Source organism: Paenibacillus sp. HGH0039, from assembly GCF_000411255.1.
In the GTDB taxonomy this organism is placed as follows: domain Bacteria; phylum Bacillota; class Bacilli; order Paenibacillales; family NBRC-103111; genus Paenibacillus_F.
Genome location: NZ_KE150412.1, coordinates 1620432 through 1620781, shown reverse-complemented (window position 1 = coordinate 1620781; position 350 = coordinate 1620432). Strand labels below are relative to the sequence as shown.

General features: G+C 67.7%; 1 pseudogene. It reads left to right on the top strand.

The window, feature by feature from the left end:
• Positions 1–350, top strand: a pseudogene (locus HMPREF1207_RS29690) (hypothetical protein); the annotation flags it as partial.

Here is a 350-nt window from a genome sequence, read left to right as displayed (position 1 = left end):
GGTGATCAGCGAAGCGCTGGCGGCAGGCGCGGTGACGAGTGAGGCGCTGGCCGAAGGATCGGTGACCAGCGAAGCGCTGGCGAACGGGTCGGTGACGAGCGAAGCGTTGGCGGCAGGCGCGGTGACAAGCGAGGCGCTGGCGAGCGGCGCCGTGACAAGCGAAGCGCTGGCAGAAGGTGCCGTGACGAGCGAAGCGTTAGCGGCAGGCGCGGTGACGAGTGAGGCGCTGGCGAAAGGAGCCGTGACGAGCGAAGCGCTGGCGAACGGATCGGTGACGAATGAAGCGCTGGCGTACGGATCGGTGACGAGTAAAGCGCTGGCGTACGGATCGGTGACGAGCAAAGCGCTGG